Here is a 14,287-nt window from a genome sequence, read left to right on the forward strand (position 1 = left end):
TGGAAAGTCATCGCATGAGCAAGCATGCTCCCGTCGAGATGGGCCTGTTCTCGCCCCTCATCATCAGGCCCGCGATCCTGCAGGCCTTCCGCAAGCTCGATCCGCGCAGCCTGGCGCGCAATCCGGTCATCTTCTCGACCGCGCTGGTCTCGGTGCTGGCCACCGTGCTCGTCATCCGCGAAGGGCTGACGGGAGGCCCGGTCTTCTGGATCGGGCTTCAGATCGCGATCTGGCTCTGGTTCACGGTGCTCTTCGCCAATTTCGCGGAGGCTGTCGCCGAAGGGCGCGGCAAGGCCCGCGCCGACGCCTTCCGCTCGACCCGCTCCTCGGCGCTGGCCAAGGTTCTGGTCGACCCGGCCGACCGCGTCGTCTACGGCACCAAGGATGTCGAGCGGGTCGAACCCGGCGAGGTCATCCTCGTCGAGGCCGGCGACACCATCCCGACCGATGGCGAGATCATCGAGGGCGTGGCCTCGGTCGACGAAAGCGCGATCACCGGCGAATCCGCGCCCGTGATCCGCGAATCGGGCGGCGACCGCTCCTCGGTCACCGGCGGCACGCGGCTGGTCTCCGACTGGCTGGTGGTGCGGGTCACCGCCCGGCAGGGCGAGACCTTCCTCGACCGCATGATCGCGCTGGTCGAGGGCGCGCAGCGCCAGAAGACGCCAAACGAGATCGCGCTCGACATCCTGCTGGCGGCGCTGACACTGGTCTTCCTCTTCGTCGTGGTGACGCTGCCCTTCTTTGCCTCCTGGTCGGGTACGACGCTGCCGGTGATCTATCTCGCCGCGCTGTTCGTCACGCTGATTCCGACGACGATCGGCGGGCTGCTCTCGGCCATCGGCATCGCCGGCATGGACCGGCTGGTGAAGGCCAACGTCATCGCCAAGTCCGGCCGCGCGGTCGAGGCCGCCGGCGACATCGACGTGCTGCTGCTCGACAAGACCGGCACGATCACCTTCGGCAACCGCATGGCCCATGCCTTCGAGCCTGCGCCGGGTGTCGGTGAGCGCGAGCTGGCCGAGGCCGCTTTCCTGGCTTCGCTCGCCGACGAGACGCCGGAAGGCAAGTCGATCGTCGATCTCGCCGCCAAGCGCTTCGGTTTCGATGCGGCTGCCGGCGCGGGCGCCGTCTTCGTGCCCTTCACGGCGCAGACGCGCATGTCGGGCGTCGACCTCCCCTGCGGACACGCGCTGCGCAAGGGCGCCTCCGACACGATGGCGAAGCTCACCGGCGGCCCGCTTGCGAGCGGGGTCGAACAGACCGTGCGCAAGATTGCATCGTCCGGCGGCACGCCGCTGGTCGTTGCCCGCGACAACGCCGTTCTCGGCGTGATCCATCTTAAGGACGTGGTGAAGCCCGCGATCCGCGAGCGCTTCGCCGAGTTGCGGCGCATGGGCATCCGCACGGTGATGATCACCGGCGACAACCCGCTGACGGCGGCCGCCATTGCGGCGGAAGCCGGCGTCGACGACTTCCTGGCCGAGGCGACGCCGGAAGCGAAGCTCGCCCTCATCCGCAAGGAACAGGCCGAGGGTCGCCTCGTCGCGATGTGCGGCGACGGTTCCAACGATGCGCCGGCCCTCGCCCAGGCCGATGTCGGCGTCGCGATGAACTCCGGCACGCCCGCCGCCAAGGAAGCGGGCAACCTGATCGACCTCGACAGCGACCCGACGAAGCTCATCGAGATCGTCATGGTCGGCAAGCAGCTGCTGATCTCGCGCGGTGCGCTGACCACCTTCTCGATCGCCAACGACGTGGCGAAGTATTTCGCCATCCTGCCGGCGCTGTTCGTCGCGGCCTATCCGGGCTTGGCCGTGCTCGACGTGATGGGGCTCGGAACCCCTGAATCGGCGATCCTGTCGGCGATCATCTTCAACGCGCTCGTCATCGTCGCGCTGATCCCGATCGCGCTGAAGGGCGTGCGCTATGCGCCCGCCTCCGCATCGCAACTGCTCGGCCGCAACCTCTTGATCTATGGGCTCGGCGGGCTCGTGGTTCCCTTCATCGGCATCAAGGCGATCGACCTGATCGTCGACCTGCTGCGCCTCGCCTGAGGAGATGAGACAATGACCTCCTATCTTCGCCCCTCCCTCGTCCTGCTCGGTGTCTTCAGCCTGCTGACGGGTGCGGCCTATCCGCTCGCCGTCACCGGCGTCGCCCAAGCCGTGTTCCCGTCACAGGCCAACGGCTCGCCCGTGCTCAAGGACGGCGCTGTGATCGGCTCGGCGCTGATCGGCCAGTCCTTCGCCTCGGAGCGCTACTTCCACGGCCGTCCCTCGGCCACCAGCGCAGCCGATCCACAGGACGCGACCAAAACCGTCGAGAGCCCCTACAACGCGGCGAACTCGACCGGTTCCAATCTCGGCCCGAGCTCGGCCGCCCTGAAGCAGGCGATCAGCGATCGCGTCGCCGGGCTCGGCGGCGGTGCGCAGCCGGCCGATCTGGTGACGGCGTCCGGCTCCGGCCTCGACCCGCATGTTTCGCCCGAAGGGGCGCTGGCTCAGGTCGGCCGCGTCGCACGGGCACGGGGACTGCAGGAGGATCGCGTCAGGCAGCTCGTGCTGGAGCAGGCCGAGCCGCGGCTTCTGGGCGTGCTCGGCGAGCCGAGGGTCAATGTGCTGGCGCTCAACATCGCGCTCGACAGTCTCAAGCCGTGATGGTCTGGTCCTTCGCCGATGCCGAGTGCGCCTGACGAGAGACCGACACCCGAATCCTTCCTGGCTGCGGCACGCGGCGAGGCCGGAAGCGGGGCTGGCCGCCTCAAGATCTTCCTTGGCGCCTCGCCCGGCGTCGGCAAGACCTTCGCGATGATCGAGGAGGCCCGCGTCCGGCAGCGCGCGGGCCTCGACATCGTTGTGGCATTGGTCGAGACGCATGGCCGGGCCGAGACGGCCGCCCTGCTCGAAACGCTGGAACAGCTGCCGCGCCGCACGGTCGATTATCGCGGCCAGATGCTGAGCGAGCTCGATCTCGACGCGCTGCTGGCGCGCAAGCCCGGGATCGCGCTGATCGACGAACTCGCCCACACCAATGCACCGGGCTCGCGCCATCCCAAGCGCTGGCAGGATGTGCTCGAGGTGCTGGATGCAGGGATCGACGTCGTCACGACGCTGAACATCCAGCATGTCGAGAGCCTCAACGACGTCGTGGCCCGGATCACCGGGGTGCGCGTGCAGGAGACGGTACCCGACCATGTCCTGCAGCGTGCCGACGAGATCGAGCTGATCGACCTGCCGCCGGAGGAACTGATCAAGCGCCTCAAGGACGGCAAGGTCTATGTCCCCCAGCAGATCGGCCAGGCGCTGGAGAACTTCTTCGGCAAGGGCAAGCTGACGGCGCTGCGCGAATTGGCCCTGCGCACGGCCGCCAGCCGGGTCGATGCCGAGATGCTGGCCTGGATGCAGGCGCATGCGGTGAAGGGGCCCTGGCCGGCCGAGGAACGCCTCCTCGTCTGCATCAATGAGGCTCCGGTCGCCCGCAGCCTCGTGCGCGCCGGCAAGCGCATGGCCGAGCGCGCGCGCCTGCCGTGGATCGTCGCGACCGTGATGACGCCTCGGCACGAGGCCCTCCCCGCCGAGACGCGCGCGGTGACGGTCGAGGCGCTGCGCCTCGCCGAGACGCTGGGCGCGGAAACCGTCGTGCTGCACGCCGAATGCGATGTGGCGGGCGAGGTGCTGCGCTACGCGCGCCAGCGCAACGTCTCGCGCATCGTCATCGGCAGGCCACGCTCGCGCCAGTCATGGTGGCTGAGGCTGGTCGGCGCCTTCCGCGAGCCAGTCGCCGACCGCCTGCTCGACGACGCGACCGATTTCGAGATCACGGTGGTGACGCCCCATGCCCGGATCGAGCGGCGCAAGCGCGTTCGTGGCAGTTGGATCGCACCGGACTGGCAGGGCTATGCCGTGGCGCTTCTCGCGATCGGGGCGGCGACGCTGGTCGCGCTGCCGCTCGCGATCTGGGATGCGGTTCCGGGCGGCGCGATCTCGGCGATCTATCTCGCGGCCGTTCTGGTCGTCGGAGCTCGCCACGGCCTCGGCCCCTCGCTTTTCGCCGGTCTGCTGGGTTCCTGCGCCTATAATTTCTTTTACACGCCGCCCTTCTACTCGCTCGAGGTCCGCAGGCCGGAAGACATCGTCTCGATCGTCGTCTTCCTGCTCGGCGCGGTCTTCACCGGGAGCCTAGCGAGTCGCCTGAAAGCGCAGGTCGAGGCGATGCGCTCCGCCCAGCGCCGCACTGCGACGCTCTATGATTTCGCCCGCAAGATCGCCTCGGCCAACGACACCGACGACGTGCTCTGGGCGGCGGCCTTCCACATCGCCGCGACGCTCGACTGTCATTCGCTCATCCTGATGCCGGATGCGTCGGGCACGCTTCAACAGGTACAGGGCCATCCGACCATCGACGATCTCGACCCGCGGGCGGAAGGCGCCGCGCGCTGGGCCTTCGAGAAGAACGAGCCGGCGGGCGCCGGTACCGCGACGCTGCCGATGAGCGAATGGCTGTTCGTGCCGCTGGCGACGGCTGCGACCACGCTCGGCGTCATCGGCGTGCGCTTCCGTGACCGGCTGCGCGGGCTCGATCCGGAGACAAGGCGATTGCTGGTGGCGGTCGAGGATCAGGTCGCTGTCGCGGTCGAGCGCACGCGGCTTGCAGAGGAACTCGGCGATGCGCGGGTCACGGCCGAAGGCGAGAAACTGCGGGGCGCGTTGTTGAATTCCGTCAGCCATGACCTGCGTACGCCGCTCGTCACCGTGATCGGCGCGGTGTCCAGCCTGGCGGACGCCGACGGGAGCTTGAGCCCGGCAGACCGCCGCGAACTGACGGCGACGGCGCTGGACGAGGCGCGCCGGCTCGACCGCTATGTCCAGAATCTGCTCGATATGACACGGCTCGGGCATGGCGCGCTGGCGCCCAAGCGTGCGGCGGTGGATCTGCGCGAGATTCTCGGGGCCGTGCGCAACGATCTCAAACGGGTTCTTGCCGGCCACACCCTCGTGATCGAGACGCCGCGCGACCTGCCGGCGCTCCATGTCGATCCGGTGCTGATCGGGCAGGCCATCGCCAACGTCATCGAGAATGCCGCCAAATACGCCCCCGTGGGAACCTCGATCCGGATCCGGGCGAGGCGCGACGGCGAGGTAGCGGAGATCGCCGTGGTCGACGAAGGGCCCGGCATTCCCGAGGGCGAGCGCGAACGCGTCTTCGAGCTGTTCCATCGCGTCGCCGAGGGGGATGCGCGCCCTGCGGGCACAGGGCTCGGGCTTTCGATCGTGAAGGGGCTGCTGGAGGCGCATGACGGAACGGTCGCCGCGCAGGCGGGTCCAGGTGGACGCGGCACCGCCATCGTGATCAGGCTGCCGCTGGCCTCCCCCAGCAACGACGTGCCGGAATGACCGACAGCAAGCCCCCCCGCATCCTGGTGATCGACGACGAGGCGCCGATCCGGCGCTTTCTCGCGATCGTGCTCGGCGCCGGCGGCTTCGAGATCCTGGAGGCCGACCGCGGTCGAATCGGAATCGAGCGCACGGCAACGATGGCGCCCGATGCGGTGCTGCTCGATCTCGGCCTGCCCGACATGGACGGCAAGGCGGTGATCGAGGCGATCCGCGAATGGTCGAGCGTGCCGATCCTGGTGCTTTCGGTGCGCGATGCGGAGACCGAGAAGATCGCGGCGCTCGACGCCGGCGCCGACGACTATGTGACGAAGCCGTTCTCGACCGGCGAACTGCTCGCCCGGCTGCGGGCGCTGCTGCGCAGCCGGCGCGAACGTGGGGCGGAACCTGCGGCGATCCGGATTGGTGGACTCGAAATCGACCTCGCGAGCCGGACGGTCGTCGTCGATGGCGCTGCCGTGAAGCTGACCCGCAAGGAGTTCGACGTGGTCGCGCTGCTGGCGCGAAATGCCGGCAAGCTCGTCGGCCATCGTCAGCTGCTGACGACGATCTGGGGGCCGGCGCATGCTGCCGACACGCATTATCTGCGTATCGCCATCGGCCATATCCGCGAGAAGATCGGCGACGACGCCGCCGATCCGCGCTTCATCATGACAGAGCCCGGCGTCGGCTATCGGCTGGTCGATTCGCAGGACATCCCGGGCTCGTGATCGCGCGGTCGAAGGCGGATACGAACGCTCCCGCACTCCGGCCAAGATGAACGAGAGCGAACTTTTTGCTTCATGAGCGGTTGTCCATCGACGGCGCAGTCTCGGCTACAGCGTCATCACTAACGGAGATCGACATGCGTAAACTGATTCTGGCCGCGTCATTCGCACTGGGTCTTGGAGCAATGGCCGGTCCGGCCTCCGCCGCGCCGGGTTTCGCGCCGCAGCCGGATATCGCGGCGATGAGCGACATCGTTCAGGTTCGCGACCACCGCGGCCATCACTATGGCCGTCATCACTGGCGCGGGCCGCGCTACGGCCACGGCCGCCATTGGGGCGGGCCGCCGCCGCATGCGCGCGCCTATGGCTATCGCCGCAATCACTACTACGGATATTACGGCCGCGATCGCCAATGGGATCGGACCTGGTAAGCGAGCAACAGAAGCGACCGGGCGCTCGGCGCCCGGTCGTCGCGTCCCCAGACCGGGGCGATCGGAACGCGCGACATGGGCTGGCGAAGACATGGGCTGGCGAATGAGTGCGGGCCGGACTACGCGTGATCGATGACCGCTTCAGCTCTTCACTGGTTTCGCGACGATCTGCGCCTCGCCGACAACCCGGCCCTCGCGACCGCAGCCGCGCATGGCCCGCTGCTCTGCCTCTACATCCTCGACGAAGGCGGTTCGCGCCGGCCGCTCGGCGGCGCCAGCCGATGGTGGCTGTCGCGATCTCTAAAGGCTCTGGCCGATGCGCTGGAAGCCAGGGGCGGCGAACTCACTTTGATGCAAGGCGACCCGGCCGAGATTCTACCGCGTGTCGTCGAGCGGGCTCGGGTTGATCTGGTGACCTGGAGCCGTCGCTACGATGCCGAAGCGATCGCTCTCGATAGCCGGCTTAAGAATGAGCTCGCGACGCTTGGCGCCAAGGTCACGAGCTTCAATGCCGCCCTCCTGAACGAGCCCTGGCAGGTCACCACCAAGACCGGCGATCCGATGAAGGTGTTCACGCCCTATTGGCGCGCTGCGCGCCTGAGAGGCGAGCCGCCGGTGCCGACACCAGCTCCCGAGAGGATCGAAGCGTTGCGCCTCGGCCCCGCCATCGCTGCGATGGCCGTCTCACATGCCGATCTGGCGCTGGAGCCCAGCAAGCCCGACTGGGCCGGCGGGCTGCGCGAAGCCTGGAGGCCCGGCGAGGAAGCGGCGGCCGAACGGCTCGCTGAATTCCTGTCGGGTCCGCTCGACGGCTATGGCGAGGGCCGGGACCGCCCGGACAAGGCCTCGACATCGCGACTTTCACCCCATCTGCGCTTCGGCGAGATCAGTCCGCGCCAGATCTGGCACGCGACCCGCAGCGCCATCGAGAGCGGCGAGGCCTCTGCGGGATCATCTGATGCGGAGAAGTTCCTCTCCGAGATCGGCTGGCGCGAGTTCTCCTACCACCTGCTGTTCCACAATCCCGATCTGGCCACGCGCAACTACAATCCACGTTTCGACGCCTTTCCGTGGAAAAAGGACGAGGCGACGTTGAAGGCGTGGCAGCGCGGTCTGACTGGCTATCCGATCGTCGATGCCGGGATGCGCCAGCTCTGGGCGACGGGCTGGATGCACAACCGCGTGCGGATGATCGCGGCGTCCTTCCTGATCAAGCACCTGCTGATCGACTGGCGGCAGGGCGAGGCATGGTTCTGGGACACGCTCGTCGATGCCGATCCGGCCAACAATGCCGCGAGCTGGCAGTGGGTCGCGGGCTCGGGCGCCGATGCCTCGCCCTACTACCGCATCTTCAATCCGGTGACGCAGGGACTGAAGTTCGATCCCAAGGGCGCCTATGTGCGGCGCTGGATCCCCGAGATCGCGCGGCTCGACGACGACCTCATCCACGAGCCGTGGAAGGCCGATGCCCAGACCTTGCGCCGAGCCGGCATCGTTCTCGGCGAGACCTATCCGGCACCGATCGTCGAACTGGACTTCGGCCGCAGGCGCGCGCTCGATGCCCTCGCCGCGACGCGGTCCGCCGAAGCGGAATGACGCTCAGAGCGGCTTGGTGCGCGCCCGGCGGCCCAACTTGCCGATCAGCCAGAAATAGGCCGGATACGGCAGCAGATTCACGGCTTTCATCGGCCAGACGAGGCGGCGTGGGAAGGCGATCTCGAAGCCACTGCGGGCAAAGCCGTCGACGATCCGCCGGGCCGCCGCCTCCTGATCCATGATGAACGGCATCGGGAAATCCTTCGCGCGTGTCATCGGCGTGTCGACCCAGCCGGGATTGACGACCTGCAATCGGATGCCGCGCCTGTCGCAGGCGAATTTCAGGGTCTCGCAGAGATGGACCAATGCGGCCTTCGACGCGCCATAGGCCGAGGCTCCGGGCAGGCCGCCATAGCCGGCGACCGAGGCGTTGATCGCGATATGCCCGCGTCCGCGCAGGGCCATGCGTTCCAGGACGACCGAGAGGCTGCGTGCCGCTCCGACTAGATTGACGTCGATGGTCCGCTCGAAGCTTTCCATGTCGAGCAGCCCTCTCGAATCCGGCGCGATGCCGGCGTTCAGGAAAGCCAGCGCGATCGGCCCTTGGACGCTCTCGATGCCATCGACGACGGCCTTCATCGAATCCGTATCCGTCACGTCTCCGGCATGGGCGACAATGCGGCCTGACAGGCTTTCGGCTCGGCGCGCGACATCCTCGAGCTGGTCGAGCCGCCGGGCCGTGATCGCCACGGTCCAGCCGCGCCGCGCCAGTTCCAGCGCCACGGCCTGGCCGATGCCGGAACTCGCACCGGTGATCCAGGCGACGCCGTCGCCGGGCTGCATGCGCGGCAGTGACATGGAACCTCCGGGCTGCGGCCGGCGAGCTATGCTGAACGGCCGCTGGACTGTCTAGGACCTGAGCCGCGGTGACGGAAGGGCCAGCGGTACGATCGTATGGTCATGGTTGCGCAGACATGGTGGCGCAGAGTTGCCTTGCGAGAGCGCGGTGGCGCGACCCGGTCGATCCGTGCAATCTCCGCTCCCTTTCCGGAACACCGGCGCCGCTGCGCCGGGCATGACGACAGCGAGCACTGCGACGATGGCGACCGAACTGCTTTTTCGCGAAGATGCCTATCTGGCGGAGACGGCGGCGACCGTCGAGGCGGTGAACGAGCGTGGTGGCATCATCCTCGACCGCACCGTGTTCTATGCGACCGGCGGCGGGCAACCGGGCGATGCCGGCACGTTGCGGCGCAAAGACGGCAGCACGATCGCGATCGGAACTGCGATCTATGATCCCGAGGACAAGAGCCGCGTGATCCACGTGCCGCTGGAGGGCCAGCCCTTGCCGCAGCCGGGCGAGGGCGTGACGGCTGTGCTCGACTGGGAGCGACGATTGAAGCGGATGCGCATCCACACTGCTCTGCATCTGCTCAGCGTCGTCCTGTCCTATCCGGTGACGGGCGGCGCGATCGGCGACGGCGATGGCCGGCTCGATTTCGATATCCCTGAGGGCGGGCTCGACAAGGCCGAGATCTCCGACAAGCTCAACGCGCTGATCGCTGTTAACGCCGATGTCAGCGAAAGCTGGATCACCGATGCCGAGCTCGACGCCAATCCCGGTCTCGTCAAGACGATGTCGGTGAAGCCGCCGCGCGGCTCCGGCCGGGTCAGGCTCGTCGCGATCGGCGATATCGACCTGCAGCCCTGCGGTGGCACCCATGTCCGCAACACCGCCGAGATCGGCCTTGTCGCGGTCACCGATATCGAGAAGAAGGGCAAGCAGAACCGGCGCGTCCGGATCGCGCTGGCCTGAACCGGAAACCGGCGCGAAACGTCCAGAGACAAGCCCAAAAGGAACCGTTCGATATGGCACGCGAAAACGTTTTCGTTTCGACCGAGTGGCTCGCGGAACGCCTGGATGCTCCCGACGTCGTGATCGTCGACGGTTCCTGGTATCTGCCCGTCCATGGCCGGGACCCGCATGCCGAATATGCCGACCGGCGGATTCCCGGAGCGCTGCGCTTCGACATCGACACGGTGAAGGACACAACCTCGGATCTGCCGCACATGCTGCCGCGGCCGGAGGCCTTCGCCGCCGCTGTCGGCGCCATGGGAATCGGCGACGGCATGCGGATCGTCGTCTATGATGGGCTCGGGCTGTTCTCCGCCCCGCGCGTGCGCTGGACCTTCAAGACCTTCGGGGCCAAGGACGTCGTCATCCTCGAAGGCGGCTTCCCGAAATGGCAGGCCGAGAACCGGCCGATCGAGCATGGGCCGCCGCGCAGCCGCGCCGCCCGCAGCTTCACGGCGCGGCTCGACCATTCGGCCATCGCTGATGCCGACGACGTCGGGCGCGCGCTCGCCGACGGTTCGGCCCAGGTGGTAGACGCCCGCCCCGGCGACCGCTTTCGCGGCGAGGCTCCCGAGCCGCGTGCGGGCGTGCGTTCCGGCCATATGCCCGGCTCGCTCAACCTGCCCTTCCCCGCGATCGTGCAGGACGGCCAGCTCAAGGCGCCCGAAGCCATCGCGGCGGCCTTCGCGGAAGCCGGCGTCGATCTCGACAAGCCGCTGATCACGAGCTGCGGTTCGGGCGTCTCGGCCGCGATCCTGTCGACGGCGCTCGAGACGATCGGCAAGCCGGCGCGCGCGATCTATGACGGTTCCTGGGCGGAATGGGGCGCGAGCGACCGCCCGCTGGCGACGGGGCCGGCGAAGAAGGCCTGAGCCGGACGCGCGCTTTCAAACCCCGTCGGGGGCGGCATTGACCGCAGCATCGCCATGGATCTACACTAAACTTATAAGTTAAGTATCTTGCAGTCGGCGGGAGGTTTGGCGCGCCGCCGGTGCCGTCAGCGCCTGACATGGAGCTGCGCCAAATTGGACGCACCGCAGGCTGCCAAGGCAGCCGCCTGGCGGCATGTCCCAAAGCGATGGTTGGAATGATGACTTCCACCGACGAGACGCCCAAGGCGACGCGACGCGAATGGCTCGGCCTGGCCGTGATCGCCCTGCCCTGCCTGCTCTATTCGATGGACCTGACGGTTCTCAACCTCGCCGTGCCGCAGCTCAGCGCCGATCTGAAGCCAAGCGCAGCGCAACTGCTCTGGATCGTCGACATCTACGGCTTCATGGTCGCCGGCTCGCTCATCACCATGGGCACGCTGGGCGACCGGATCGGGCGGCGCAAGCTCCTGCTGATCGGGGCCGCCGCCTTCGGCATCGCCTCGGTGCTGGCCGCCTTCTCGACCAGCGCCGGGATGCTGATCGCGACGCGGGCGCTGCTCGGCGTCGCTGGCGCCACGCTGGCGCCCTCGACGCTCTCGCTGATCCGCAACATGTTCCTCGATCCGCAGGAGCGCACCTTCGCCATCGGCGTCTGGATATCGAGCTTCTCGGCCGGCGGCGCGATCGGCCCGCTGGTCGGCGGCGTGCTGCTTGAGCATTACTGGTGGGGTTCGGTCTTTCTCGTCGGCGTGCCGGTGATGGTGCTGCTGCTGATCCTCGGCCCGCTGCTGCTGCCGGAGTTCAAGGATCCCGATGCCGGCCGCATCGATCTCGTCAGCGCGGCGTTGTCCGTGACGGCGGTTCTGGCGACGATCTACGGCATCAAGCACATGGCCGAGCATGGTGCCAGCTGGCGCGCCGCCTTCGCCGTCATGGCCGGGGGCGCGGTCGGCACGATCTTCATGCGCCGGCAGCGGCGGCTCGCCGACCCGATGTTCGACCCGCGCCTGTTCCGCAACGCCGTGTTCAACGGCTCGCTGGCGATCAACGTGCTGGGGTTCCTGTTCCTGTTCGGGAGCTTCCTCTTCATCGCGCAATATCTCCAGCTCGTGCTCGGGCTGTCCCCGTTGCAGGCCGGGATCTGGGGCGTGCCGTCGGCTCTCGCCTTCATCGTCGGCTCGCTGATCGTGCCGATGCTGGCGCATCGCTTTGCGCCGGCGCTGGTGATGGGCTGCGGCCTGGCCGTGGCCGCGGCCGGCTTCGCCCTGCTGACGCGAATCGAGGCCGGCGACAGCCTGGCCGTCGTCGTGACGGCTTCCGTCATCTTCTCGCTCGGCTTCACGCCCGTCGTCGCGCTGACGACGGACCTGATCGTCGGCAGCGCGCCACCGGAGCGCGCAGGCTCCGCCGCGGCGATCTCCGAGACCAGCCTCGAATTCGGCGGCGCGCTCGGTATCGCGATCCTCGGCAGTATCGTTACGGCGGTCTATCGCAGCCAAATGGCGCATGCCGTGCCGCCGGGCGTTCCGGTCGACGCCGCCCGCGTCGCTGCGGCGACGCTGGGAGGCGCGGTCGCGGAGGCCGCACAACTACCGGCGGAAGTGTCGGCCGACCTGCTCGCCCTGGCCCGCGCGGCCTTCGTCGAGGGCATGCAGCTTTCGGCCCTGATCGCGACGGGCGGCCTGATCATGACGGCGCTGCTGGCACTGATCCTGTTGCGCGGTGCGCCTCCTGCTGCACCGGAGGCCTCACCGACCAAGGCGGTTTCGGAGGACGCCGTCGTGCTCTAATCTCCCGGCACAGGAGAACGACGATGGCCGACCACGATCACCCGCACGACCACGATCATCATCACGACGAGCCGCGCTGGAAGCATGACGGCGTGCGCGTCATCACCGGCGACAAACTCGATTCCAACACGGCGCAGACGCCGGGCATGTTCCGGCAGGCGGCGATCAACCATGCCCGCGTCGGCGCGCAGAAGATCTGGGCCGGCACGGTCTCGATCCAGCCCAACGCCAAGACCGGCGTGCACCATCATGGCGAGCTGGAAAGCGTGATCTATGTGGTGCGCGGCAAGGCCCGGATGCGCTGGGGCGAGCGGCTCGAATTCGTCGCGGAGGCCGGCCCCGGCGACTTCATTTATGTGCCGCCCTTTGTGCCTCATCAGGAGATCAACGCCGATCCCGACAACCCGCTCGAATGCGTGCTGGTGCGCTCGGACAACGAGGCGGTGGTCGTCAACATCACCGATGTCGATCCGGTCGAAGCGCCCGAGTCGGTCTACTGGGTCGACCCGATCCACAAGCATCCGCCGGGCTGAAAGCCGCGCGCTCAGTCGATCGCGATCATCACATCCGATGCCTTGACGACGGCATAGGCCTCCTGCCCGACGACGAGCTTCAGTTCGTCCACGGCAGCGTTGGTGATGGCCGACGTCACGATCGTCCCGGCGACGTCGAGACTGACATGGGCCGTCGTCGCGCCCTTCGTGACTTCGACGATCCTGCCCTTGAGCTGGTTGCGGGCGCTGATCTTCATCTCGTCTCTCCTGTCGGCACGGGTCTCGCGCGATCGCTTGACTCGCTGGGCCGGGCTCTGTCACCATCGCTATATACCGTGAAACACAGCGGTCTCGTCCACGGGATTTTCCAGATGATCAAGCGGCGCAATCTGCTCGGCCTCGGGCTGGCTGTGATGATGGGCCTGGGCTCGGCCGCCGGCGCGGCCCAGGCCCAGTCGAAGGATCTCGTGATCTTCGCGGCGGCGAGCCTGAAGAACGCGCTCGACGATGCCAGCACGGGCTGGGTCAAGCAGACGGGCAAGCCGGCGCCGAAGATTTCCTATGCGGCAAGCAGCGTGCTGGCCAAGCAGCTCGAGCAGGGTGCGCCGGCCGACCTCTTCCTCTCTGCCGACCTGGACTGGATGGATTTTGCCGCAAGCAAGGGGCTGATCCGACCCGAAAGCCGCGTCACCTTGCTCGCCAACCGCATCGGTCTGATCGCACCGGTCGATTCCAAAGCCGTGCTGACGCTCGCGCCCGGGGTGGATCTGGCGGCGGCGCTGGGAGACGGGCGGCTGGCCATGGGCAATGTCGATTCCGTCCCGGCGGGGAAATACGGCAAGGCCGCGCTCGAAAAGCTCGGCGCCTGGGACAAGGTCAAGAACAAGGTGGCGCAGGCCGACAATGTGCGCGCTGCCCTGTTGCTGGTCTCGCGCGGCGAGGCGCCGCTCGGCATCGTCTACACCACGGACGCCGCGGCCGACCCCAAGGTCAAGGTCGTCGCCGTCTTCCCGCAGGAAACGCATCCGCCGATCCTGTATCCCGTTGCGGTCACCAAGGATTCGGACAACGCCGACGCCGCCGACTTCCTGGCCTATCTGCGTGGCGCTGGGCCGAAGGCGATGTTCGAGAAGCAGGGCTTCACCGTGCTGAACCAGCCCGCGAACGCGTCGTGACCGGGCTGGGACGCCCGGTGCAACCTTCTGA

General features: G+C 67.8%; 13 protein-coding genes. 11 read left to right on the top strand and 2 right to left on the bottom strand.

The window, feature by feature from the left end:
- Positions 1 to 14: 14 nt before the first annotated feature.
- From kdpB to AC1RMY_RS09340, 6 genes are all read left to right on the top strand, one after another.
- Positions 15 to 2,057 carry a potassium-transporting ATPase subunit KdpB gene (gene kdpB, locus AC1RMY_RS09315; protein ID WP_492863724.1) on the top strand — a complete coding sequence of 681 codons (2,043 nt, stop codon included), beginning with the start codon at positions 15 to 17 and terminating at the stop codon, positions 2,055 to 2,057.
- Positions 2,058 to 2,069: 12 nt separating this feature from the next.
- A complete protein-coding gene (gene kdpC, locus AC1RMY_RS09320) occupies positions 2,070 to 2,660 on the top strand; it encodes a potassium-transporting ATPase subunit KdpC (RefSeq protein WP_492863726.1) in 591 nt (196 codons plus the stop codon).
- 18 nt (positions 2,661 to 2,678) lie between these two features.
- The gene (locus AC1RMY_RS09325) at positions 2,679 to 5,396 is read left to right on the top strand and encodes a DUF4118 domain-containing protein (protein ID WP_492863728.1); all 2,718 of its coding nucleotides are present in this window, start codon (positions 2,679 to 2,681) and stop codon (positions 5,394 to 5,396) included.
- Positions 5,393 to 6,106 (top strand): response regulator, encoded by a 714-nt coding sequence (locus tag AC1RMY_RS09330; protein WP_492863730.1) that lies wholly within the window; start codon positions 5,393 to 5,395, stop codon positions 6,104 to 6,106. Before AC1RMY_RS09325 ends, AC1RMY_RS09330 begins: the two co-directional genes overlap by 4 nt.
- Positions 6,107 to 6,240: 134 nt before the next feature.
- Positions 6,241 to 6,534, top strand: a complete 294-nt coding sequence (locus AC1RMY_RS09335; RefSeq protein WP_492863732.1) for a hypothetical protein — start codon at positions 6,241 to 6,243, stop codon at positions 6,532 to 6,534.
- A gap of 132 nt (positions 6,535 to 6,666) precedes the next feature.
- Positions 6,667 to 8,130: a cryptochrome/photolyase family protein gene (locus AC1RMY_RS09340; protein WP_492863734.1), complete on the top strand. Its 1,464-nt coding sequence runs from the start codon at positions 6,667 to 6,669 to the stop codon at positions 8,128 to 8,130.
- Between the two features lie 3 nt (positions 8,131 to 8,133).
- Here AC1RMY_RS09340 and AC1RMY_RS09345 read toward each other — a convergent pair whose 3' ends face one another.
- On the bottom strand, positions 8,134 to 8,928 hold the full coding sequence (locus tag AC1RMY_RS09345; RefSeq protein ID WP_492863736.1) for an SDR family NAD(P)-dependent oxidoreductase: 795 nt from the start codon (positions 8,926 to 8,928) through the stop codon (positions 8,134 to 8,136).
- Between the two features lie 217 nt (positions 8,929 to 9,145).
- On the opposite strand from AC1RMY_RS09345, the gene AC1RMY_RS09350 reads away from it, so the two are divergent.
- The 4 genes from AC1RMY_RS09350 to AC1RMY_RS09365 all read left to right on the top strand — a co-directional run bounded on the left by AC1RMY_RS09350 (position 9,146) and on the right by AC1RMY_RS09365 (position 13,120).
- A complete protein-coding gene (locus AC1RMY_RS09350) occupies positions 9,146 to 9,886 on the top strand; it encodes an alanyl-tRNA editing protein (protein WP_492863737.1) in 741 nt (246 codons plus the stop codon).
- Positions 9,887 to 9,939: 53 nt separating this feature from the next.
- Entirely contained in the window at positions 9,940 to 10,797 is an 858-nt protein-coding gene (gene sseA, locus AC1RMY_RS09355; protein WP_492863739.1) for a 3-mercaptopyruvate sulfurtransferase, read from the top strand.
- A 206-nt stretch (positions 10,798 to 11,003) separates the two neighbouring features.
- Positions 11,004 to 12,587, top strand: a complete 1,584-nt coding sequence (locus tag AC1RMY_RS09360; protein WP_492863741.1) for an MFS transporter — start codon at positions 11,004 to 11,006, stop codon at positions 12,585 to 12,587.
- Between the two features lie 23 nt (positions 12,588 to 12,610).
- Positions 12,611 to 13,120 (top strand): cupin domain-containing protein, encoded by a 510-nt coding sequence (locus AC1RMY_RS09365; RefSeq protein WP_492863742.1) that lies wholly within the window; start codon positions 12,611 to 12,613, stop codon positions 13,118 to 13,120.
- An 11-nt stretch (positions 13,121 to 13,131) separates the two neighbouring features.
- Here AC1RMY_RS09365 and AC1RMY_RS09370 read toward each other — a convergent pair whose 3' ends face one another.
- On the bottom strand, positions 13,132 to 13,338 hold the full coding sequence (locus tag AC1RMY_RS09370) for a TOBE domain-containing protein (protein ID WP_492863744.1): 207 nt from the start codon (positions 13,336 to 13,338) through the stop codon (positions 13,132 to 13,134).
- Positions 13,339 to 13,452: 114 nt separating this feature from the next.
- Between AC1RMY_RS09370 and modA the strand changes: the two genes are divergently transcribed.
- Positions 13,453 to 14,256: a molybdate ABC transporter substrate-binding protein gene (gene modA, locus AC1RMY_RS09375; protein WP_492863746.1), complete on the top strand. Its 804-nt coding sequence runs from the start codon at positions 13,453 to 13,455 to the stop codon at positions 14,254 to 14,256.
- Positions 14,257 to 14,287 lie beyond the last annotated feature (31 nt).

The sequence above is a fragment of the Allobosea sp. GW822-FHT03F07 genome (assembly GCF_058801345.1).